The organism is Mycobacterium sp. E2238 (assembly GCF_001672665.1).
Taxonomy (GTDB): domain Bacteria; phylum Actinomycetota; class Actinomycetes; order Mycobacteriales; family Mycobacteriaceae; genus Mycobacterium.
The window spans coordinates 1-25,019 of the sequence record NZ_LZKF01000064.1; the positions used below are offsets into that span (position 1 = coordinate 1).

Genomic DNA, 25,019 nt, shown 5'->3' on the forward strand with positions numbered 1-25,019 from the left:
CGGCTTTCGGTGTGCGCTCACGGCGGCGACACGCCGACGACCTCCGCCGTGGGCGCACACCCGAAACGGCGCTTGCGGCCAAAAGCCCCGTCAGTTCTCGACGAGGCCCTCGAGCCGGCCAATGGTGTCGATGAACTCCTCGACCATGTCGAGGACCACGGTTCGCGTAGGGCGAACCCGGTCGAGCGAGCCGACGACTTGGCCGACGAAATAGGTGGCCAGCTCGCGCGCCTTGGCCCCGGGGTGCGCGGCCGCGGAGTTGATGCGCACCTGCGGTTCGGTGACCAGCGCGGTCTGCAATGGCATGCCCAGCGGGTCGGGCTTTTCCGGCCGCTCCCATTCGTCGGTCCAGGCCGTGCGCAGCATCCGCGCCGGCTTGCCCGTCATCGACCGCGAGCGCACCGTGTCCGAGGAGGTGGCGGCCAGGAACTTGTCCTTGACCACCGGTGGTGTCTCGGCTTCCTCGGTGGTCAGCCACACCGACCCGCACCACACGCCCTCGGCGCCGAGGGCCAGCGCCGCCGCGATCTGGCGGCCGCGGGCGATACCGCCGGCGGCGAGGACCGGGACCGGCGACACGGCGTCGACGACCTCGGGAACCAGCACCATGGTGGCGACCTCGCCGGTGTGCCCCCCGGCCTCGGTGCCCTGCGCGACGATCAGGTCAACCCCCGCGGCGGCGTGCCGTTGCGCGTGGCGCGTGGTGCCGGCCAGCGCGGCCACCAGCACGTCGCGGTCGTGGGCGCGTTCGACGAGGTCCGCAGGCGGCGGCCCGAGCGCGCTGGCGATCAGCCGGATGTCGTGGGCGAACGCCACGTCCAGCAGCGGCTCGTAACCCTTGGGCGAGATGTTGAGGCCGCCGGCGGTGGCCCGCGCCTCCTGGGCCGGCGCGGTGATGCCGTAGCGGGCGAGGATGTCGTCGACGAACGCGCGGTGCTCCTCGGGCAGCAGCGCCCGCGCCTGTTTGGCGTCGATGCCGCCCTCGTCCGCGCCGACGTACTTGGGCGGCAACAGCAGGTCCACCCCGAAGGGCTTGCCCCCCGTCTGCTCCTCGATCCAGGTCAGTTCGTTCTCGAGCCGGTGGGGGCTGTGGGCCACCGCGCCGAGGATGCCGAACCCGCCCGCATTGGTCACCGCGGCGACCACATCGCGGCAGTGGCTGAAGGCGCAGATGGGGAATTCGACGCCGAGCATTTCGGCGACTCTGGTACGCATTGCCCGACGCTAAAGAGCTATCGATCGATATGTCAATCGATCACGGCGTCCGCGGGCGACCGGCCGTCCGGGGGCCAGCTCGCCACGCCCTCCTCGAGCGGGACCTGCAGGCTGTGCAGGAGCGACGCGACCATCCGCCAGGCGCCGATCGCGGTGACGAGTTCGATGAGAACCGTTGTGTCGCCTTGCAATTCACGTTTGCAGGCCGCCCAGCTGGCGGCACTCACCGCGCCGTCGCGGACCACGTCGTCGGTGGCGGCCAGCACCGCGCGCTCGGTGGGGCCGAACCCCTCGTGCGCCTGCCAGTCGCGCACGCCGAGCAGGTCGCCGGGGGCCACGCCCAACCTCGAGGCGACGCGCCAGTGCTGGGTCCATTCGTAATCGCATGCGGTCAGCCAGCCGATCCGCATGATCACCAACTCGCGCAACCGCGGATCGAGCGCGCCGTGCCAGAGCATGGTGGCGAGCAGGTCGTTGATGGCGCGCGCCAGCGGCGGGTGGTTGAGCAGCACCTGGAAGATGCTCAGTTCGGCCATGTAGTTCGGCACGGCCGCTTCGTCGGCGGCGGCCGTGGCCTCGTCGAGCGGCAACTTGGGCACGCGGGCTGTTGTCATAGTGAGCACTTGAGTGTACCGAACACGGGGCGCGGTGCGATCTCCCGCACGAAAACCATTGGCGCTTCGGTCTTTACGGGCAGCGCTCAGAGCAGCCCGAGCAATTTCAGGTCGGTGACGTACTTGACGATCACCGGCGCCGACACGCGCGGGATGTCCGGATCGTCGCTGTGCGGGCCGATCTTGGCTTCCCGCACCGCGGCGCGGAAACGGTCGGTCGACGCGAGCGACCCGCGACCCGGTTCGCCGGGCTCGACCTGCCGGGTGCCGGGCGACTGCAGCAGTGGGAGCACCGAGTGTTGGCGCTGCCGCTCGGGCAAGTCGTGCAGCGCGGCCTCGAACCGCCGCACCCACTCCCCGAAGTCGTCGATCCGCTCGATCGGATGGCCGGCCTCGATCAGCCAGTCCACGTACTGATCGATGCCGATGCCGTCGTCGTGCGGGTTCATCACGTGATAGGTCTCGAACCCGGCGACCACCTTCACGCCCAGCGTGGTGATCGCTTCGGCGGCGAATTCGACGGGCAGCGCGTCGAAGTGCGCGCGCGGCGGGTTGCCGTCGGCGTCGAGGCGGTAGAACGAGCGCGGCGCGACTCCGGTCGCGGCGATGCTCAGCACCATCCGGGTGAACATGTCCGACAGGTTCAGCTGGCCCGCGTAACTGGTGCCGGCGAGCAGCATGTCGCAGCGGAACACCGCGACCGGCAGCGCGCACAGGTCGTTGGCCTCCCGCAGCAACACCTCGCCGGCCCACTTGCTGTTGGCGTAGCCGTTGGAGTAGCTGCCGTCGATGATTCGGGTGGGGCTGATGACCCGGATGTCGGCGTCCTCGGTGAACGACGCCCGATCCACCCCGTCACCGACGTTTGCGGTCGAAACATAGTTGTAGGGCTTGAGTTTGGTGGTCAGCGCCAGCCGGATGAGCTCGGCGGTGCCGGCCACGTTGGGGCCGAACAGCTCGCTGTAGGGCAGCACGCCGTTGACCAGTGCGGCGCAGTCGACGATCAGGTCGACGGTGTCGGCCAGCCGCTGCCACGTCTGCTGGTCCAGGCCGAGACGCGGCGCGCCCTTGTCGCCGGCGATGACCTCGAGATGGTCGGCGGCCAGCTCGTGGAAGTAGCTCAGCAGTCGGGGGTCGCCGCTGTCGAACGTCTCCTCCAGCCGCTGCCGCGCCTGCGCGTCGGAGCCGGCGCGCACCAGGCAGATCAGCTTGCCGTCCGCCAGCTCCAGCTGTTCGAGCCACTGCAGCGCCAGGTACCGACCCAAAAAGCCGGTGGCACCGGTCAACAGGACCGTCCGCACCTGGACACTGGGGCCGGGTAGCGCCGGCGCGGCGCCGAGCGTCGTGGCGTCGATGAACTTGTCCAGCGTCAAGTCGCCGGCGTACACCTCGGTGGCGTCGCGGCCGTGCACGGCCGCGAAGCTGGCCGCGGTGTTGTCCCCGGCCGCGAAATCGTGCCGGTCCAACTGCTGACCCAGGCTGCGCACCGAGGGCGCGTCGAAGACGGTTCGCACCGGCACGTGAATGCCCAGGGCGGCGTGGATCGCGGCCACCAGGCGCATCGCCGACAGCGAATCCCCGCCCAGGTCGAAGAACGACTCCTCGACGCCGACCCGCCCCACCCCGAGGACCTGTGCGTAGATGTCGGCCAGCGTCTCCTCGACCGGCGTAGCCGGCGGGCGGTAGCGGTCACCGTCGCCGTAATCCGGCGCCGGCAACGCCCGGGTGTCGAGCTTGCCGTTGACCGTCAGCGGCAGCCCGTCCAGCTTCACCACGGCGGCCGGGACCATGTACGCGGGTAGCCGATCGGCCAGCACCGCCCGCAGTCCGGCCGGGTCGGCGGTCCCGGTGAAGTACCCCACCAGCCGCTTGTCGCCGGGACGGTCCTCGCGGGCGATCACCGCCACCTGTCCGGCCCCCTCCAGCCCGGCCAGGGTCGTGCGTACCTCGCCGAGTTCGACGCGATGCCCGCGGATCTTGACCTGTTCGTCGGCGCGGCCCAGATACTGCAGTTGCCCGTCCGCGCCCCAGCACACCAAGTCCCCGGTGCGATACATCCGAGTCCCGGGCGCCCCGAAGGGGCATGCCACAAACCGCGACGCGGTCAGACCGGCTCGGCGCAGATAGCCATACGTCAGCCCCGCTCCGGCCACGTACAGCTCCCCGATGACCCCGGTCGGCGCCGGCCGCAACCAATCGTCCAGCACGAACAGCGCGGCCCCCGGCACCGGCGAACCGATCGGCGGTGGGCCCGATTCCGGTGCCAGCGGCGCACTGATCGTCACGCACATCGTGGACTCGGTCGGCCCGTAGAGATTCAGCATGGTCCGTCCCGGCGCCCACCGGTCCACCACCTCTTCCGGGCAGGCCTCACCGGCCACCACCAAGGCGGCCGAGTCCAGCCCCTCCGGCGGGAGGATCCCCGCCTCCGACGGCGTCTGGGTGAGCACGCTGACCTGTTCGGCCGCGAGCAGGGCGTGCAACTCCTTCGGGGAGCGGGCCGTCGCGTCGGGCACCACCAGCACCCGCCCGCCGTGCAGCAGCGCGCCGAAGATCTCCCAAACCGACACGTCGAAAACCAGCGAATGGCTCTGCGACCACACGCCCGCCGCGGGCAGGGGCGCCTCGAGGGGGCCGAACAGTTGCGTGACATTGCGATGGGTGACCGCGACTCCCTTGGGGGTCCCGGTGGTGCCGGACGTGTAGATGACGTACGCGATGTCGTCGGCCGTCGGCGCCGGCACCGCGCCCTCGGGCCGGGCACAAGCGGCGCCATCGTCGACATCGAGAACCGCAAGTCCGCAGCCGTCCAGCCGCGACCGGAGGCCGGCCGTCGTCAGCACGGCGATCGGCGCGGCGTCGGCGAGAATGAACTCGATCCGCGCCGCGGGCAGCCCCGGATCGAGCGGCAGGTACGCCGCCCCGGTCTTGAGGACCGCCACCATAGCCACGATCGCCTCGACCGAGCGGTCGACGAGCAGCCCGACGCATTCACCCCGGCCGGCCCCGCGGCCAATCAGCAAGCGCGCCAACCGGTTTGCGGCGCGGTCGAGTTGGCGGTAGCTCAGCGAGCGCTCGCCGCAGCTGACGGCGGCCGCCTCGGGCGCGCGGGCCACCTGGGCGTCGAACAATTCCAGGATCGACGGCGAGGTCACCGGCCGGCTCGACGCCGCGCGATTACCCCACTCGTCGAGGCGGGCGCGCTCGTCATCATCGAGCATGTCGATCGCTGACAGCGGCCGGGCGGGGTCGGCGGTGATGGCCACCAATACCCGGTGCAGGCGATTGATCAGCGTTTCGACGGTGCCGGCGTCGAACACGTCGGTGCGGAATTCGACCTGCCCGCCGATCCCGGCGGGTTCACCGGTGTCGGCCCAGTGCTCGGCCAGCGAGAAGGTCAGGTCCATGCGGGCGGTGTGGCTGTCCACCGGAAGGGGTGTGACGTGCAGGTCCCCCAGGCTCACCGCGGCGGAATCGTTGTTCTGCCACGCCAGCATGACTTGGACCAGCGGGTGGTGGCTCAGGCTGCGGGCGGGGCGGAGCCGCTCCACCAAGACCTCGAAGGGAACGTCCTGGTGTTCGTAGGCGGCCAGGCTGCGCCCCCGGACCTGCCCCAGCACCTGCGCGACCGTCGGGTCACCGCCGAGATCCGTCCGCAGCACCAGGGTGTTGACGAAGAAGCCCACCACGTCGTCGAGCACCGGGTCGCGCCGCCCGGCGATCGGGAAGCCGACCGCCACCTCGCTGCTGCCACTCAGCGCCGACAACAGCACCGCCAGCGCGGCCTGCACCACCATGAAACTGGTCGCGTTGTGCGACCGCGCTACCTCGCGCACCCGCCGCTGCAACTCGGCCGGCCACCGCACACGCACCGTGGCCCCGCGGTGATCGGCCACCAGCGGGTAGGGCCGATCGGTGGGCAACACCAGCCGCTCGGGCATCCCCGCCAGGTTGTGTTCCCAGAACCGCACTTGCCCGGCGATGGGGCTGTCCGGGTCGTCCAGGTCACCGAACTGGGCGCGCTGCCACAGCGTGTAGTCGGCGTACTGCACCGCCAGCGGCGCCCATCCCGGCGCCCGGCCCGCGCACCGGCTGGCGTAGGCGACGCCGAGATCACGGACCAACGGCGTGAGCGACAAGCCGTCGGCGGCGATATGGTGCAGCACGGACACCAATACGTGTTCGTCCTCGGCCGTCCGGAAAAGCCAAGCGCGCAAAGGAATCTCGCTGCCGAGGTCGAACGCGTAATGCGCCACGGCCTCGACGGCTTCTTCCAGCCGGTCCGGCGACCAGGCGGTGGCGTCGACCACATCCCAACCGACATCGGCGTCCTCGGGCGCGACCACGACCTGTTGCGGGGTCCCTTCGGCCGCGATGAAAACCGTGCGCAGGCTCTCGTGGCGGGCGACCACATCGCGCAACGCGGCACCGAACGTGTCGGCGTCCAGGCGACCCTGCAATCGCAGCGCCGCCGCCATGTTGTACACCGCCGAGGGCCCCTGCAACTGGTCGAGGAACCACAACCGGGATTGGGCGAAGGACAACGGGATCACCGGGGGCCGCTCGATCGCCACCAGGGGCGTGCGCCCCGACCCATCCGCACCGAGACGCGGCGCCAACTGGTGAATCGTGGGTGCCTCGAACAGGGACCGCACCCCAAGGTGGGCGTTCAGGACGGCGTTGACGGCGGCGATCAGGCGCATCGCGGCGAGCGAATCCCCGCCCAGATCGAAGAACGAGTCGTCGACGCCCACGCGGTCGACGCCAAGAACCTGGGTGTAGATGCCCGCCAGGATCTCTTCCGTGGGGCTGGCCGGAGCACGGTACGCAGCGTCGCGGTAGTCGGGCGCAGGCAGGGCGCGGGCGTCGAGCTTGCCGTTGACCGTCAACGGGATTGCGTCCACGGCGACGATTGCGGCGGGCACCATGTAGGCGGGCAACCGCTCGCCGAGCACGGCGCGAAGGTGGGCCGGCTCGGCGGTCCCGGTCACGTAGCCGACCAGCCGCTTGTCCCCCGGGCGGTCCTCACGGGCGATCACTGCCGCCTGCTCCACCCCATCCAGACCCGTTAGGGCCGCGCGGATTTCGCCGAGCTCGATGCGGTAGCCGCGTACCTTGACCTGATCGTCCGCACGTCCGAGGTAGCGCAGTTGCCCGTCGGCGCCCCAGCGCACCAGATCCCCGGTGCGATACATCCGCTGTCCAGGCGCTCCGGACGGGCACGCCACGAACCGCGACGCCGTCAGGCCCGACCGGCCCACATACCCACCCGCCAAACCCCGGCCCGCCACGTACAACTCGCCCACCACCCCGGTCGGCACCGGCCGCAACCAACCGTCCAGCACGAAGAAGGCGAGATGCGCCAGGGGACTTCCGATGGGGCTGCCGGCGCTGTCGGCGTCGCAAGCGACGATCTCCCGGAACGACGCGTGCACCGTGGTCTCGGTGGTGCCGTACATGTTGATCAGCCGCGGCTGTCCCGGATGGCCGTCCAGCCAGTTACCCAGCCGCCGAGGTTCGAGCGCCTCGCCACCGAACACCAGGGTCTGCAGCTTGAGTTGTTGGGCGAGGTCGGGTGAGAGCGCATCGGCGGTTTGCAGCGCGTCGAATGCGGACGGCGTCTGGCTCAGCACGCTGACCTGTTCACGAACCAGCAAGGAATACAGGTCTTCTGGTGATCGGACCACCGAGTCGGATACGACCACCAGACGGCCGCCGCGCAACAGGGCGCCGAAGATCTCGAACACCGAGAAGTCGAAGGCCAACGAGTGGCACTGCGTCCACACCTGCCCGAGTTCCAGCTCGCCATCCAACGACTCCAACATCTCGGTGACGTTGCGGTGAGTTACCGCCACCCCCTTGGGGATTCCCGTCGTGCCGGACGTATAGATGACGTAGGCGATGTCCTCCGGGGCCGGTGCCCGCAACGGCGCATCGGGCAACGCATCCACCCTCGGGTCGTCGATCTCGATCAGCGGCAGGCCACACCCATCGAGCCGCGACCGCAGCCCGCTCGTCGTGAGCACGGCCACCGGCGCGGCGTCGGTGAGCATGAAGCCGATCCGCGCCGCCGGCAGCCCCGGATCGATCGGCACATACGCCGCACCGGATTTCAGCACGGCCAGCATCGCCGCGATCGCACCGGCCGACCGGGGAATCAGCAGCGCCACCCGCTCCCCCTGACCCGCGCCATGCTCGGCCAGCAGATGAGCCAATCGATTTGCGGCCTGGTCGAATTGGCGGTAGGTCCACGAGCGATTTCCGCAACTGATCGCGACCGCGTCCGGGGTGCGGTGCACCTGGGCGGCGAACAGCTGGGGAATCGACAGTCGGGTCGGCGCGGGTTGATTGAGCACGGCGTGGTTGCCGATGAGCTCGAGGCGGGCGTGTTCCGCCTCGTCGAGCACGTCGATCGACGACAGCCGGCGGGCGGGGTCGGCGGTGATGGCCGCCACCACCCGCTCGAGCCGCGCGACAAGCGTTGCCACAGTGGCGGTGTCGAACACATCGGTGCGGAACTCGACGGCCCCGCCGATCCCGGCCGACCGGCCGTCGTCGGTCCAGCGTTCGGCCACCGAGAACAACAGGTCCGTGCGGGCGGTGCGGGTGTCCACCGGCAGCGCGGTGATCTGCAAATCGCCAAGGTTGAGGTCGGCGGTGTCGTTGTTCTGCCAGGCCAACATCACCTGGACGAGCGGATGATGCGCCATGCTGCGGGTGGGATTCAGCCGTTCCACGAGCACCTCGAAGGGCACGTCCTGGTGTTCATAGGCGGCCAGGCTGCGCCGCCGCACCTGGGCCAACAGCTCGGCGACGGTGGGATCCCCGGCCAGATCGACCCGCAGCACCAAGGTATTGACGAAGAAGCCCACGACATCGTCGAGCACGGGGTCGCGCCGCCCGGCAATCGGAAAGCCCACGGCCACATCGGAGCTCGCGCTGACCTTGGCGAGCAGCACCGCCAAGGCCGCCTGCAGCACCATGAAACTGGTCGCGTTGTGCGACCGCGCCACCTCGCGTACCCGGTCCTGCAGCTCGGCCGGCCACTCGACTTCCACACTTGCCCCGCGGTAATCGGCCACCGCCGGATAGGGCCGATCGGTGGGCAACTCGAGTCGCTCGGGCATCCCGGCCAGCGCGTCCTGCCAGTACCGCAACTGGCCGGCGATCGGGCTGGCCGGATCGTCGAGATCACCGAGGTGGGCGCGCTGCCACAGCGTGTAGTCGGCGTACTGCACGGCCAGCGGCGCCCATCCCGGCGCCCGGCCCGCGCACCGGCTGGCGTAGGCGACGCCGAGGTCGCGGACCAGCGGGGTGAGCGACCAGCCGTCGGCGGCGATGTGGTGGACCACGGCGACCAGCAGGTGCTCTTCCTCGGCGACCCGGAAAAGTTGCGCCCGCAACGGCATTTCGGTGGTCAGGTCGAACGGATGGGCCGCGGCCGCATCGACGGCCTCGTCCAGCCGCCCCGCGGACCATCCGGTGGCGTCCACCACGTCCCATCCGGTCTCGGCGTCCTCGGGCGGCATCACCACCTGCTGCGGTGTCCCCCCGGTCGCGATGAACACGGTGCGCAGGCTTTCGTGCCGGGCCAGCACGTCGGCCAGCGCGGCCCGCAACGCGTCGGCATCCAGGTGTCCGCGCAGGCGCAGCGCCGCGGCCATGTTGTAGACCGGCGAGGGGCCGTGCAGCTGGTCGATGAACCACAGCCGGGACTGCGCGAACGACAAGGGCAGCACCGCAGGCCGCGCGCCGGCCACCACCCGCGCCGGTCCACCGCGGCCCGCGGCGAGGAGCGGCGCCAGCCGGCGAATGGTGGGCGCCTCGAACACCGCGCGCACCGACAGCTGGGCGTCCAATCCCGCGTTGACGGCGGCGACCAGGCGCATGGCCGTCAACGAGTCGCCACCCAGGTCGAAGAACGATTCCTCGACACCGACGCGGGCCAATCCCAGCACCCTGGCGTAGATTTCGGCGAGGATTCCCTCGACCGCGGACGCAGGGGCGCGGTACGAATCGGGGTCGTGGTATTCCGGCGCCGGTAGGGCCCGGGTGTCGAGCTTGCCGTTGACCGTCAACGGGATTGCGTTTAATGCGACGACCGCGGCGGGCACCATGTGGGCGGGCAACCACTTGGCGAGCGCGGCGCGGATCCCCGCCGGGTCGGCGGTGCCGGTGACGTAGCCCACCAGCCGGCCCTCGCGGGCGATCACCGCCGCCTGCTCGACTCCGTCCAAAGTGGTTAGCGCCGCGCGGATTTCACCGGGTTCGATGCGATAGCCCCGAATCTTAACCTGGTCATCGGCGCGCCGCACATACCGCAGCTGCCCATCGGAGCCCCAGCGCACCAGGTCGCCGGTGCGATACATGCGCGCCCCGGCTGAGCCGAACGGGCAGGCGACGAAGCGCGACGCCGTCAGCCCCGATCGGCCCAGATACCCGCACGCCACGCCGCGGCCGGCGACGTACAACTCACCGACCGTCCCGACCGGCACCGGGCGTAACCTCTTATCCAACACCATTACCGCGGCGCCCGACACCGGGAAGCCGATCGGCGGGACCGCGGGCCCCCCGGTCAGCGGCGCGCTGATCGTCGCGTCCACCGTGGTTTCGGTCGGGCCGTAGGCGTTGACCATTACCCGGCCCGGCGCCCACCGATCCACCAGCTCGGCCGGGCAGGGCTCGCCGCCGATCACCAGGGCCACCGCATCCAGGCCCTCCGGCGACAACGCGCTCGCCTCGGACGGGGTCTGACTCAGCACGCTGACCTGTTCGCGAAGCAGTAACGCGCGCAGCTCTTCCGGTGCGTGGACGACCGGCTCGGGCACCACGACCAGCCGCCCCCCGTCGAGCAGCGCACCGAAGATCTCCTGGACCGAGACGTCGAAGCCCAGCGAGTGACAGTGCGACCAGACACCGGCCGCCGGCAGGGGCGCGTGCAGCGACGCCATCAGCTGGGTCACGTTGTGGTGGGTGACCGCCACGCCCTTGGGGACGCCGGTGGTGCCGGACGTGTAGATCAGGTATGCGATGTCCTCCGGGGCGGGGGTGGGCAACGCGGCGGCGGCCCGTGGGTGCGCCGACCGATCGTTGACGTCGACAACCGGCACATCGGACCCATACAGCCGCGACCGTAGGGCCGCGGTGGTGACGGCGACGACCGGCGCGGCATCGGCCATCATGAACCCGACTCGCGCGGCCGGCAGGCCGGGGTCGATCGGCAGGTAGGCGGCCCCCGTTTTGAGCACCGCCAGGATCGCGACGATCGCGTCGGCGGACCGCGAAAACAGCAGCGCCACAAAGGCGCCGGGCCCGGCTCCATGGCACACCAGCCGGTGCGCCAGGCGATCCGCGGCCTCGTCCAGCTCCCGATACGTCATGGAGCCGCCGTCGAAGCTCAGCGCCACCGCCTCCGGTGTGCGGGCCACGTGCGCGGCGAACACCTCCGGAATCGAGCTCCCCGGCGCCGGCTCGCTCAGCACCGCTTGGTTCCCCAACTCGGCCAGGTGGGCGTGCTCCGACTCGTGGAGGGTATCGATCGTCGCCAACGGTCGGGTGGGGTCGCCCGTCATGGCCACCAGCAGGCGACGGAACCGCTCGGCCATCGCCTCGATGCCGGCCGCGTCGAACACGTCGGTGTCGAATTCGACGCGCAGGCCAAGGACTTCGCCCGGCACGGCCTGCACCGAGAGCGGATAGTGGTTGAACTCGCGGCTGGTGAAGTCGGTGACGGTGAGCTCGTGGACGCCCGCCAACGCGGTGGTGTCGACCGGATAGTTTTCGTAAACGAACAGGGTGTCGAACAACTGGTCGTGCCCGGTGGCGCGGTGGATTTCGGACAGCGCCAGGTGCTGGTGTTCGAGGGTGTGGTTGTGGGCGCGGCGCAGCTGGTCGAGCAGGCCGGCGACGGTGGTCGCCCCGGTGATGATGGCCCGCACCGGAACCGTGTTGATCAGCAGGCCCACCATTGCGTCGGCGCCGGGCACCTCCGCCGGCCGGCCCGAGACCACGGCGCCGAAGACCACGTCGTCCTGGCCGGTCAGCCACGCCAACAGCTGCGCCCACGCGGCCTGCAGGACGGTGCTGACGGTGGTGTGCGACGAGCGCGCCAGCCCGCTCAGGGCCCGCGTGGTGTCCGCCGGCACCTGGAAGGTGGCCACGCCGCGCCGGCCTGTCCGACCGGGTGGGCGCACCAACGTCGGGGTGTCGAATCCGTCGAGCACCTGGCGCCACGCGGCTCTTGCGGCCGCCACGTCCCGGTCCGCGAGCCAACTGAGGTAGCTGCGATACGGCGTCGCCGGCGGCAACCGCTCCCGGTAGTAGCCGGCGAAGATCTCTTGAAGCAGGATCGGCAGTGACCAGCCGTCCATCACGATGTGGTGGGTGGTCAGCACGAAGCGGTGCCGGTCGGTTGCGGTGCGGATCAAGGCGGCGCGGAAGGCCGGGCGTCGGGCGGCCAGGTCGCACACCGCGGCACGTTCGGCGGCGCACAGCCGCCCGATCCGCTCACCCGGGTCGGGGTCGTCGTCCTCGAGTTGGAGGTAGCGCCACCCCAGCGCCGGGTCGGCCGGGATGAGCTGCACGGGTTCGTCGAAGTCTTCGCAGAACCGGGCCACCAGGTTGGGGTGCCGGTTCAGCACGGTGTGCATGGCCTCGCGCAGGCGCTGCGGGTCGAGCGGGCCGCACACGGTGATGTCGAGCTGCACCGCGTACACGTCGTCGCCGGGGTCCCGCCCGGCACTGGCGTGGAAGAGCAGCCCCTGCTGCAGCGGCGTGAGCGGCAACACGTCGGCGATCTGGTGTTGCCGGCACAGCTCATCGATCTGCTGCTGGCTCAGCCGTGCCGGCGCGATGTCCGACGGGGTCAATCCGCCCCCACCGTTTCGCACGTGCTCGCAGATGCCGGCCAGGGCGTCGCACCACAATTGGCTGAGTCGGCGGACCTGACGCCGTTCGAGGGCCGAGGGCGCCCATGTCCAGTTGGCCTGCAGGCGAGGGCCATTCGCCGTTTCCATCGTGCCGGCGTTGAGTTCCAGCGTGTGTCCCAGCGGCATCGGCAATGCAGCGGTCGCGGCGGTCAGCTGCAGGCCCTCTTGGTCGAGTCGCCACAATTCCTCTGACAACTCGGCTGCCCCGCCGAGGCGTCCCAGATAGTTGAATCCGATCACGGGGTCCGGGTCATCCAGTCCCACTTCGGGATTCAGGTAGCGCAGCAGCCCGTAGGTCAGCCCGTCTGGCAGTGCGCGCAGCTGTTCTTTGGCGTCCTTGATGAGCGCGCCGAGCTCGGCGTCGCCGGCTTCGACCTTCGCCCAGCGCGGTTTGCCGAGGCTCAACGCGACCGGATATTTGGCGGTGAACCATCCGACGGTGCGCGACACATCGACACGCGGGCCCACATCCTCGTGGCGGCCGTGGCCCTCCACATCGATCGAAAGCGGCGCGCCGGTGCCCAGGAATTCGTTGATCGCCAACCCGAGGGCGACCACCAAAATGTCCTGGACACCGGCGTGAAGCGCCGCCGGCACTGCCCCCAGCAACATGCGAGTGGTTTCGGTGTCCAGTGACACCGACATGTGTTCGGCCGTCTGGTAGGTGTCCGCATCGGGACGCACCGCCGGGAACGCGGCGGGGATCGCCGTTACCCGGCGCCAGGCGTCCGCCGATGCGACGACCTCGGCGCGCCGGGCGTGCTCCGCCAGCAGTGCCGACCAGCGGGCGAACGACGTCCCACCCCCGGTCAGCGCCACCGGCCGCCCGCTGTGCAGCTGGGCCCACGCGATGTTCAAGTCCTCCAACAGGATTCGCCACGACACTCCGTCGACGGCGAGGTGGTGGACGACCAGCGCCAACCGGCCGTTGGACGCCGCCCATACCGCCCCCAGCATCACGCCGGCGGCCGGGTTCAACCGCGACCGCGCCGCCACCAACGCCGCTTCGGACAACACGTCGACGGTGTGCACGCACCCGCGCGCGTCGACCGTTCCCGGCGCGGGCACCTGCAGCGACCAGCCGCCGGCGCCGTCGTCGTCGACGCGCAGCCGCAGCATCGGGTGCCGATCGATCATGGCCTGCACCAACGTCACGACGTCGTCCTGGGTGACGCCCGCGGGGGCTTGGACCACCATGGTCTGGTTGAACTGGTCGACCGGCCCGTCGACCCGGTGCAGCCAGTGCATGATCGGGGTGGCAATGACTTCGCCGATGCCCTCGTCGGCCACGTCGTCGTCGGTGAGCACTCCGGCCACCCGGGCCAGCCTGGCCACGGTCTGCTCGACGAAGATGTCGCGCGGGCGGAACACGACGCCCGCCGCCCGCGCCCGGGCCACCACCTGCATCGACAAGATGCTGTCGCCACCCAGGTCGAAGAAGGAGTCGTCGACGCCGACGCGGTCCACGCCGAGCACCTGGGCGTAGATGCCGGCGAGAATATCTTCGACCGCGTCGCCCGGCGCGCGATAATTCTCGGCGCTTTGGTAGTCGGGCGGTGGCAGGGCGCGGGTGTCGAGTTTGCCGTTGACGGTCAGCGGCAGCTCGTCCAGTGCGACGACCGCGGCCGGGACCATGTACGCGGGGAGCCGGTCGGCCAGCTGGCCGCGGGCGCGGGCGGGGTCAGCGGTCCCGGTGATGTAGGCGACGAGGCGCTTGTCGGCGGGCCGGTCTTCACGGACGACCACGGCCGCCTGCGCGACCCCCGCCAAACGGGTAAGCGCCGTGCGTATTTCGCCGAGCTCGATGCGATACCCGCGGATCTTGACCTGTTCGTCAATCCGGCCCAGGTACTGCAGCTGCCCATTGGCGCCCCAGCAGGCCAGGTCGCCGGTGCGGTACATGCGTGCGCCGGACCCACCGAACGGGCACGCCACGAACCGCGAGGCGGTCAACCCCGACCGCCCCAAGTACCCGCACGCCACGCCACGCCCGGCGACATACAACTCGCCGACCACGCCGATCGGCACCGGCCGCATCCACTTGTCCAACACGAACAATGCCGCGCCCGGCACCGGAGACCCGATCGGCGGCGCCCCGGTTCCGGCGGTCAGCGGCGCGGTCATCGCCGCGTACATCGTGGTTTCCGTCGGGCCGTACTGGTTGACCATCACCCGCCCGGGCGCCCATCGGTCAACGACCTCGGGCGGACACGCCTCCCCGCCCATTACCAGCGTCGCCACCGATTCGAGGCCTTGCGGCGATAGTGCCGCCACCGCCGAGGGGGTGTGGCTCAATACGCTGACCCGTTCGCGAACGAGCATGGCGTGCAACTCTTCCGGTGAGCGCACGACGTTGTCGGGCACGATGACGAGCCGGCCGCCGTGCAGCAGCGATCCGAAGATCTCCCAGACCGAGAAGTCGAAGGCCAGCGAGTGGCATTGCGACCACACGTGGCCGAGTTCCAGCTCTTCGTGCACGGATTCGAGCAGTTGGGTGACGTTGTGGTGGGTGACGGCCACGCCCTTGGGGACCCCGGTCGTGCCCGAGGTGTAGATGAGGTAGGCGATGTTCTCCGGGTCCGGCGCCGGGAGTGCGCCGCTGGGTTGGGGTGCTATTTCGGTGTCGTCGAAGTCGATGACGGCCAGGTCCGAACCGTCGAGCCGGGAACGCACTTCGGGGGTGACGATCGCGGCGATCGGTATGGCGTCGGTGAGCATGAACTCGATGCGCGCGGCCGGCAGTCCCGGGTCGATGGGCAGGTACGCCGCCCCGGTTTTGAGCACCGCCAGTATGGCGATGACGGCCTGGGCCGAACGCTCGGCCAGCAGCGCCACACACTCCCCCGGGCCCGCGCCGTACTCAATCAGCAGGTGCGCCAACCGGTTAGCGGACTGCTCGACCTCGGCGTAGGTCCACGAACGGTCCGCGCTTGTGATGGCCACGGCCTCGGGTGCGCGGTCGACCTGGGCGGCGAACAACTCCGGGATCGAGATGCCAAGGGAGGCCGGCAGGTTCAGCACCGCGCGGTTGCCGATGGCCTCGAGCCGGGCGTGTTCTGCCTCGTCGAGCACATCGATCGATGAGAGCCGACGGGCCGGGTCGGCGGTCATGGCGACCAATACGTCGTGCAACTGCTCGATCATTCCCTCGATGCGGGCGGTGTTGTACACGTCGGTGCGGAATTCGACCGCCCCGCGGATGCCGGCGGGCCGGCCGTCCTCGGTCCAGCGTTCGGCCAGCGAGAACACCAAATCCATGCGCGCGCTGTGGGTGTCCGTCGGCAGCGGGGTGACCTGTAGGTCACCCAACGTCAGGTCGGCGAAATCGTGGTTCTGCCAGGTCAAGACGACCTGGATGAGGGGGTGGTGGCTGAGGCTGCGAGTGGGACGCAGCCGCTCCACGAGGACTTCGAAGGGCACGTCCTGGTGTTCGTAGGCGGTCAGGCTGCGCTGCTGCACCTGGGCCAGCAGCTCAGCGACGGTGGGGTTGCCGGACAAGTCGGTGCGCAGCACCAGGGTGTTGACGAAGAATCCGACCAAGTCGTCGAGCGCGGGGTCGCGCCGCCCGGCGATCGGAAAGCCTACTGCCACATCGCTACTCGCGCTCAGCTTGGCCAGCAGCACCGCCAGGGCGGCCTGTACCACCATGAAGCTGGTCGCATTGTGACCACCGGCCAACTCCCGCACCCGCTGTTGCAGCTGCGCGGGCCACTCCACGGCCACCCGCGCTCCACGATAATCAGCCACCAACGGATACGCCCGATCCGTCGGCAACTCCAGGCGCTCGGGCATCCCGGCCAATGCATCCTGCCAATAGGCCAGCTGGGCGGCAATCGCACTGTGCGGATCGTCCAGGTCGCCGAACTCGGCACGCTGCCACAGCGTGTAATCCACGTACTGGACCGGCAATTCGGCCCAGCCCGGGGGCTCGCCCGCGCACCGACAGGCGTAAGCCACCCCCAAATCACGCACCAACGGCGTGATCGACCACCCATCCGCGGCAATATGATGAGCAACGGCGACCAACACATGCTCATCCACACCCACCCGGAAAAGCGTCGCCCGCAAGGGGATCTCCGCGGCCAGGTCGAACGAGTAACGCGCCGCCGCCTCGATGGCTTCGGCGAGCCGGCTTGCCGACCAGCCGTCGGTCGACACCACGTCCCACCCGAGGCCGGCCTGCGTGGGCGGTAGCACGACCTGTTGCGGGGTGCCCTCCGGCGCGACGAAGATGGTGCGCAGGCTCTCGTGGCGGGCCACCATGTCGCGCAACGCGGCGCGCAACGCGTCGGTGTCCAGCCGGCCGACGAGCCGCAGGGCGGCGGCCATGTTGTAAACGGGTGAAGGGCCGTGCAGTTGGTCGAGGAACCACAGCCGGCTCTGGGCGAATGAAAGCGGCACCGTCGCAGGGCGTTTGGCGGCTACCAATGGCCTCAGGCCGCCCCCACTGCTGCCGATGCGGGGCGCCAACTGTGCCACCGTGGGTGCCTCGAACAGCGCCCGCACCGTAAGGGCGGTATCGAGACCACTGTTGATCGCCGCGATCACCCGCATCGCCGAGAGCGAGTCGCCGCCGAGATCGAAGAAGGAGTCATCCGCCCCGACCCGCTTGAGGTCCAGGACTTGGGCGTAGATGCCGGCGAGGATTTCTTCGATCGCGCTGGCCGGGGCGCGGTAGCGATCGGTGTCCTGATAGTCGGGTGTGGGGAGGGCGCGGGTGTCGAGTTTGCCGTTGAGGGTGATGGGCAGGGTGGGCAGTGGGACGACCGCGGCCGGGATCATGTAGTCGGGTAGCCGGTGGGCGAGGTGGGCGCGGAGCTCGGTGGGGTCGGCGGTGCCGGTGATGTAGCCGATGAGGCGTTTGTCGCCGGGGCGGTCCTCGCGCACGATGACGACCGCTTCCTCGACGCCGTCGAATGCGGCCAGCGCCGAGCGGATTTCGCCGACCTCGATGCGATAGCCGCGGATCTTGACCTGCTCATCGGCGCGCCCGACATAGCGCAGCTGCCCATCGCGGCCCCAGGACACCAGGTCCCCGGTGCGATACATGCGCGCACCGGCCGGGCCGAACGGGCACGCCACGAACCGCGACGCGCTCAACCCCGCGCGGCGCACATATCCATACCCCACGCCGCGCCCGGCCACATACAACTCCCCGACCACCCCGGCCGGCACCGGACGCAACCAGGCGTCCAGGACGAACAACGCCGCCCCGGGCACCGCCGAGCCGATCGGCGGCGCCCCGGACTTGGCCACCAACGCCCTACTGGCCGTGGCGAAGATCGTGGTCTCGGTCGGGCCGTAGACATTGATCATCACCCGCCCCGGCGCCCACCGGTCCACCAGCTCCGCGCCCACGGGTTCGGCCCCGATCACCAGCGCGGTGCCCTCCAGACCCTGCGGTGACAGCATGCGCACCGCCGCCGGGGTCTGACTCAACACCGTGACCTTCTCGGCCACCACCAACGCATGAAAATCCTTCGGCGAGCGCGCCACGGCCTCCGGGACCACCACCAGCCGCCCCCCGTGCAGCAGCGCCCCCCAGATCTCCCACACCGAGAAATCAAACGCATACGAATGGAACTGGGTCCACACCTGGCCTGGCCCCAACACCACCCCGACCTGCGCGGCGTCGAACAACCGGGTCACGTTGGCGTGGCTGACCGCCACCCCCTTGGGCACCCCGGTCGTGCCCGAGGTGTAGATGATGTGCGCGACATCCTCAGGATCCGGGCCCGGGGGCGCCGTGGCGGGCTGCGACTGCAGCACGGGGCTGTGCACGTCGATGACCGGCAACACATAGCCGGCCAACTTCTCGGCCAGCGCCACGCTGGTCACCGCGGCAACCGGCGCGGCGTCGGTCAACATGAACTCGACCCGCGCCGCCGGCAACCCCGCATCGATCGGCAAATACGCCGCCCCCGACTTCAGCACCCCCAGGATCGCCACGATCGCCTCGGCCGAGCGCTCCAACAACACCGCCACCGACTCCCCCCGACCCGCACCCCGAGCGATCAGCGCATGCGCCAACCGATTCGACGCCTCATCCAACTCCCGATACGACAACGAACGACCCGCACACCGCACCGCCACCGCGCCCGGCGCACGCACCACCTGCGCCGCGAACAACCCCGGAATCGACACCGGCAACCACGGCTGGGACAGCGCGTCTTGGTTGCCGAGCGTGCGCAGCCGGGCATGCTCCGCCTCGTCGAGGATGTCGATCGCCGACAGCGGTCGGGCCGTATCGGTCGTCAATGAGACCAGCACCCGCTGCAAGCGATCGACCAATGTTCTGATGGTGTCGGCGTCGAACACGTCGGTGCGGAATTCCACCGCCCCGCCGATGCCGGCGGGCTGGCCGTCCACGGTCCAGCGTTCGGCCAACGAGAACACCAAGTCCATCCGGGCCGTTTGGTTGTTCAGCGGCAGCGGGGTGACGTGCAGATCGCCCAAGTTCAGTTCGGCGGGGCTGTTCGTCTGCCACGTCAACATGACTTGGACCAAGGGGTGATGGGTCAGGCTGCGCGTGGGGTTGAGCCGCTCCACCAGCGCCTCGAAGGGCACGTCCTGATGCTCGTAGGCGGCGAGGCTGCGCTGCCGCACCTGAGCCAACACCTCCGCGAGCGTGGGGTTTCCGGCGAGATCGATCCGCAGTACCAAGGTGTTGACGAAGAAGCCCACCAGCTCATCCAGCGCCGGGTCCTGGCGGCCGGCGATCGGAAAGCCCACGGCCACATCCGAATTCGCGCTGACTTTGGCTAGTAGCACCGCCAGGGCGGCCTGAATCACCATGAAGCTCGTCGCGTTGTGCTCGCGAGCTACCGCACGGATCCGATGCTGCAACTCCACCGGCCACTCCACGGCCACGCTGGACCCGCGATGGTCGGCCTCCAATGGGTAGGGCCGGTCGGTGGGCAGCGCGAGATGCTCGGGCATGTCGGCCAACACTTGCTGCCAATAGCGCAGTTGCCCGGCGACCGGACTGTCGGGATCGTCCAGATCCCCCAACCGGGCCTGCTGCCACAGCGTGTAGTCGGCGTACTGCACCGGGAGCGGCGCCCATCCCGGCTCCTTGCCCGCGGACCGGCTGCCATAGGCCAACCCGAGGTCGCGGACCAGCGGCGTCAGTGACCACCCGTCGGCGGCGATATGGTGGGCGACCGCCACCAGCACATGCCGGTTCGCGGCGACCCTGAAAAGCTCGGCCCGCAGCGGGATTTCGGCGCCAAGATCAAACGTGTGGCACGCCACTGCCTCGATGGCCTCCTCGAGGCGGCTCGCCGACCAGTCGCCGGCATCCGCCACCCGCCAGCCGAAATCGGCCCGCTCGGCGGGGACAACCACCTGCTGCGGTGTGCCCCTCGGTGCGACGAACACCGTGCGCAAGCTTTCGTGCCGGGCCACCACATCGCCCAGCGCCGCCGCGAGCGCCTCCACATCGAGGTGCCCGTCCAGCCGCATGGCCGCTGCCATGTTGTAAACCGGTGACGGTCCCTGCAATTGATCGGTGAACCACATTCGGCTCTGAGCAAACGACAACGGCAGCACCGCCGGGCGCGCACCGGCCACCACCCGCGCCGCTCGCCCGTCGCCCGCACCGAGCCGCGGGCCCAACTGACGAATCGTCGGCGCCTCGAACAAGGTTCGCACCACCAGCTGGGCGTCCAGCGCGATGTTGACCGCGGCCACCAAGCGCATTGCCGACAACGAATCCCCGCCCAGCTCGAAGAAGGAGTCGTCGGTCCCGACGCGTTCCAATCCCAGCACCCGGGCGTAGATGCCGGACAGGATTTCCTCGACCGGGGTCGCCGGAGGGCGGTACTCGCCGCTTTCCCGGTATTCGGGCGCCGGTAGGGCGCGGGCGTCGAGCTTGCCGTTGACGGTCAGCGGCAGCCGGTCCAGTGCGACGACCGCGGCCGGGACCATGTAGCCGGGAAGCCGGTCAGCCAGCTGGGCTCGGGCGAGGGCGGGCTCGGCCGTGCCGGTGATGTAGGCGACGAGGCGCTTGTCGCCGGGGCGGTCCTCGCGGACGACCACGGCCGCCTGCGCGACGCCCACCAAATCGGTGAGCGCCGTGCGTATTTCGCCGAGTTCGATGCGGTAGCCGCGGATCTTGACCTGCTCGTCGGCGCGGCCCAGGTACTGCAGCTGGCCATCGGCGCCCCAGCGCACCAGGTCGCCGGTGCGATACATGCGCGCGCCGGCCCCGCCGAACGGGCACGCGACGAACCGCGTCGCCGACAACCCCGGCCGGCCCACATACCCGTACGCCAAACCGCGGCCGGCCACATACAGCTCGCCGACCACGCCCGCGGGCACGGGGTTAAGCCATGGGTCGAGCACGAAGAAGCCCAGATGCGCCAGCGGCAGCCCGATCGGGCTGGCGTTGCTGTCGACGTCACCGTCGACGATCTTCCGGAACGAGGCGTGCACCGTGGTTTCGGTGATGCCGTACATGTTGATCAGACGCGGATAACCGGGGTGGTTGTGCAACCACTTGCCCAGCCGATGCGGCTCGAGCGCCTCGCCACCGAACACCACCGTCTGCAACTTCGACTCTTTGCCCAGCTCGGGCGCGAGGACAGAGAACGCCGACGGCGTCTGGCTGAGCACACTGACCTGTTCGCGAACCAGCATGGCGTGCAACTCTTTCGGCGAGCGCACGACGTTGTCGGGCACCATCACCAGCCGGCCGCCGTGCAGCAGCGACCCGAAGATCTCCCACACCGAGAAGTCGAACGCCAGCGAGTGGCACTGTGCCCACACCCGGCCCAGCGCCACTTCCCCGTTGACGGACTCCAGCAGCCGGGTGACGTTGCGATGCGGCACCGCCACAGCCTTCGGGGTGCCGGTGGTGCCGGACGTGTAGATGATGTAGGCGATGTTGTCCGCGGACGGTGCGGGCAGCCGATCGCCGGCTTGCGCCGCGACGGCGGGGTGGTTGACCTCGATGACGGCCGCACCGGAGCCGTCGAGCCGCGACCGCATCTCGGGGCTGACGATCGCGGCGATCGGTGCGGCGTCGGTGAGCATGAACTCGATCCGGGCGGCCGGCAGTCCCGGGTCGATGGGCAGGTACGCCGCCCCGGTTTTGAGCACGGCCAGCATCGCGATGACGGCCTGGGCCGAACGCTCGGCCAGCAGCGCCACACACTCCCCCGGGCCCGCGCCGTACTCAACTAGCAAGTGCGCCAGCCGATTCGATGACTCATCGACCTCCCGATACGTCCACGCGCGCTGCGCGCAGGTCACCGCAACCGCGTCGGGCGCGCGGTCGACCTGGGCGGCGAACAACGCCGGAATCGACACCCCGGCCGGCACCGGCCCCTGCAGCACCGCACGATTACCGACGGCCTCGAGCCGGGCTCGTTCCGATTCGTCAAGCACTTCAATCGACGAGAGCCGACGCGCCGGATCGCTGGTCATGGCCACCAGCACCTGATGCAACTTGTCGATCAATCCCTCGATGCGGGCGGTGTCGAACACGTCGGTGCGGAATTCCACCGCCCCACCGATACCCGCGGGCCGGCCGTCCTCGGTCCAGCGTTCGGCCAACGAGAACACCAGATCCATGCGGGCAACCTGGGTGTCCACCGGAACCGGGGTGACCTGCACGTCGCCCAGGGTCAGCCCGGCGGCGGGGCCGTTGTGCTGCCAGGGCAGGTTCTGCCAGGCCAGGACTACCTGGATGAGGGGGTGATGGCCGAGGCTGCGTGCGGGATGCAGCCGTTCGACGAGGACTTCGAAGGGCACGTCTTGGTGCTCGTATGCGGCCAGGCTGCGCAGCTGCACCTGGGCCAAGACCTCAGCCACGGTCGGATTTCCACCCAGGTCGGTGCGCAATACCAACGTATTGACGAAGAAGCCGACCAACTCGTCAAGCGCGGGATCACGACGCCCGGCAATCGGAAAACCCACTGCCACATCCGAAGTCGCTCCCAGCTTGGCCAATAAGACCGCCAACGCGGCTTGTACCACCATGAAACTGGTCGCATTATGCTCACCGGCCACCTCACTCACTCGTCGTTGTAACTCCGCGGGCCACTCCACGGCCACCCGCTCCCCCCGAAAATCAGCCACCGCCGGATAAGGCCGGTCGGTGGGCAACTCCAGACGCTCGGGCATGCCCGCCAACGCGTCCAGCCAATACGCCAGTTGCGCGGTGATCGCACTGTGCGGGTCATTCAGGTCCCCGAACTGGGCCCGCTGCCACAGCGTGTAATCCACGTATTGCACCGGTAGTTCGGCCCAACCCGGCGCCTCGCCCGCACACCGGCTGGCATAAGCCACGCCCAAATCACGCACCAGCGGCGTGATCGACCACCCATCGGCAGCAATATGGTGAGCCACGGCCACCAGTACGCTCTCGTCGTCGCGTAGGCGAAAAAGCGTTGCCCGCAAAGGGATCTCAACCGTCAAATCAAACGAGTAACGCGCCGCCACCTCGACCGCCTCCGCCAACCGGGACGCCGGCCAGGCGCTGGCATCGACGACGTGCCAACCGAAATCGAAGTGGCCGACCGGGACGACCACTTGCTGGGGGGTGCCCTCCCGGGCGACGAAGACCGTGCGCAGGCTTTCATGCCGCGCGATCACATCGGCAAGCGCCATCCCCAGCACGTCGGCATCGAGGCCACCACGCAAGCGCAACGCCACCGCCATGTTGTGGACCGGCGAAGCGCCGTGCAACTGGTCGAGGAACCACAGCCGGGACTGGGCGAACGACAGCGGCACCACCGCGGGCCGCGCACCGGCCACGACCCGCGGCAGCCTCTCCTCCCCCTCATCGAGCCGCGGCGCCAACCGGCGGATCGTCGGCGCCTCGAACAACGCCCGCACGGAAAGGGTCGCGTCCAGACCGGTGTTCACCGCGGCGACCAGGCGCATCGCCGACAGGGAATCCCCACCCAGATCGAAGAACGAATCGTCGACCCCGACCCGGCCGATGCCCAGAACCTTGGCGTAAATCCCGGCGAGGACCTCTTCGGTGGGGGTGGCCGGCGCCCGATACCCGTACCCGGGGTATTCCGGCGCGGGAAGGGCGCGCGTATCGAGTTTGCCGTTGAGGGTCAACGGCAAGGCGGCCAGGGGCACGACCGCGGCCGGAACCATGTAAGCCGGCAGCCGCTCGGCGAGATGGGTGCGTACCACGGCGGGATCGGCGGTGCCGGTCAGGTACGCCACCAGCCGCTTGTCCCCGGGCCGGTCCTCGCGGGCGATCACGACCGCCTGCTCTACACCGGCCAAACCCGTTAGGACGGTTTGGATTTCGCCGAGCTCGATGCGGTAGCCGCGGATCTTGACCTGCTCGTCGGCGCGCCCGGCGTAGCGCAACTGCCCATCAGGACCCCACGACACCAGGTCCCCGGTGCGATACATCCGCTCGCCATTCCCGCCGAACGGGCACGCCACGAACCGCGACGCGGTCAACCCCGCCCGCCGTACATATCCCACGCCCACGCCGCGGCCGGCCACATACAACTCGCCGACGACCCCCGCGGGCACCGGCCGCAGCCAGCCGTCCAGCACGAACAGCGCCGCCCCGCCCACCGGTGAACCGATCGGCGGCGGCCCCGATCCCGCGATCAACGGCGCGCTCTTGGACACCCACATCGTGGTCTCGGTGGGCCCGTACACGTTGACCATCGCCCGGCCCGGCGCCCACCGGTCCACCACCGCCGGCGGACAGGGCTCCGCCCCCACTACCAACGCCGCCCCCACCCCCTGCGGCGCCAACACTCCCAGCGCAGACGGCGTCTGCGTCAGGACCGACACCCGCTCGCCCACCAGCAGCGCCTGCAGATCGTCGCCGCACCGCGCCACCGCATCCGGCACCACCACCAGGTGGCCCCCGTGCAACAACGCACCCCAGATCTCCCACACCGAGAAGTCGAATGCCAGCGAATGGCACTGACTCCACACGTGCCCCGCCCCCAGCAACCCATCACCAGCCAACGCCTCAAACAGCTGCGTCACATTGCGGTGCGTAACCGCCACCCCTTTGGGCGCGCCCGTCGTCCCCGAGGTGTAAATCACGTGCGCCACGTCGTCGGCACCCGGCCCCGCGAACCCCACACCCGGCTGCAAGTCGATCGCCGGATCATCGGCCTCCAGCACCACCCCCGAAAATCCGCCCAGTCGCGACCGCAACCCCGCGGCGGTGACCACCACCACCGGCGAAGCGTCGGCTTCGTACACCAACTCCGGCCAGGCAACTGGCTTCGGGTTGATCTTCTCCACGGACGGGGACCGGCATCAA

At 69.8% G+C, this 25,019-nt stretch carries 2 protein-coding genes and 1 pseudogene; all 3 read right to left on the reverse strand.

Translation table 11 applies throughout. The features are described 5' to 3' along the window. Positions 1–90: 90 nt before the first annotated feature. Entirely contained in the window at positions 91–1,215 is a 1,125-nt protein-coding gene (locus tag A5711_RS05415; protein ID WP_067944619.1) for a nitronate monooxygenase family protein, read from the reverse strand. Between the two features lie 32 nt (positions 1,216–1,247). Further along, positions 1,248–1,829: a carboxymuconolactone decarboxylase family protein gene (locus A5711_RS05420; protein WP_067944620.1), complete on the reverse strand. Its 582-nt coding sequence runs from the start codon at positions 1,827–1,829 to the stop codon at positions 1,248–1,250. Positions 1,830–1,915: 86 nt separating this feature from the next. Next, positions 1,916–24,946, reverse strand: a pseudogene (locus A5711_RS05425) (non-ribosomal peptide synthase/polyketide synthase); the annotation flags it as partial. Between the last annotated feature and the right edge of the window lie 73 nt (positions 24,947–25,019).

What these genes read in the sequence shown, in the direction of transcription:
- A5711_RS05420 (WP_067944620.1), bottom strand. Translation starts at nt 1,829, where the DNA reads ATGACAACAGCCCGCGTGCCCAAGTTGCCGCTCGACGAGGCCACGGCC.
- A5711_RS05415 (WP_067944619.1), bottom strand. Translation starts at nt 1,215, where the DNA reads ATGCGTACCAGAGTCGCCGAAATGCTCGGCGTCGAATTCCCCATCTGC.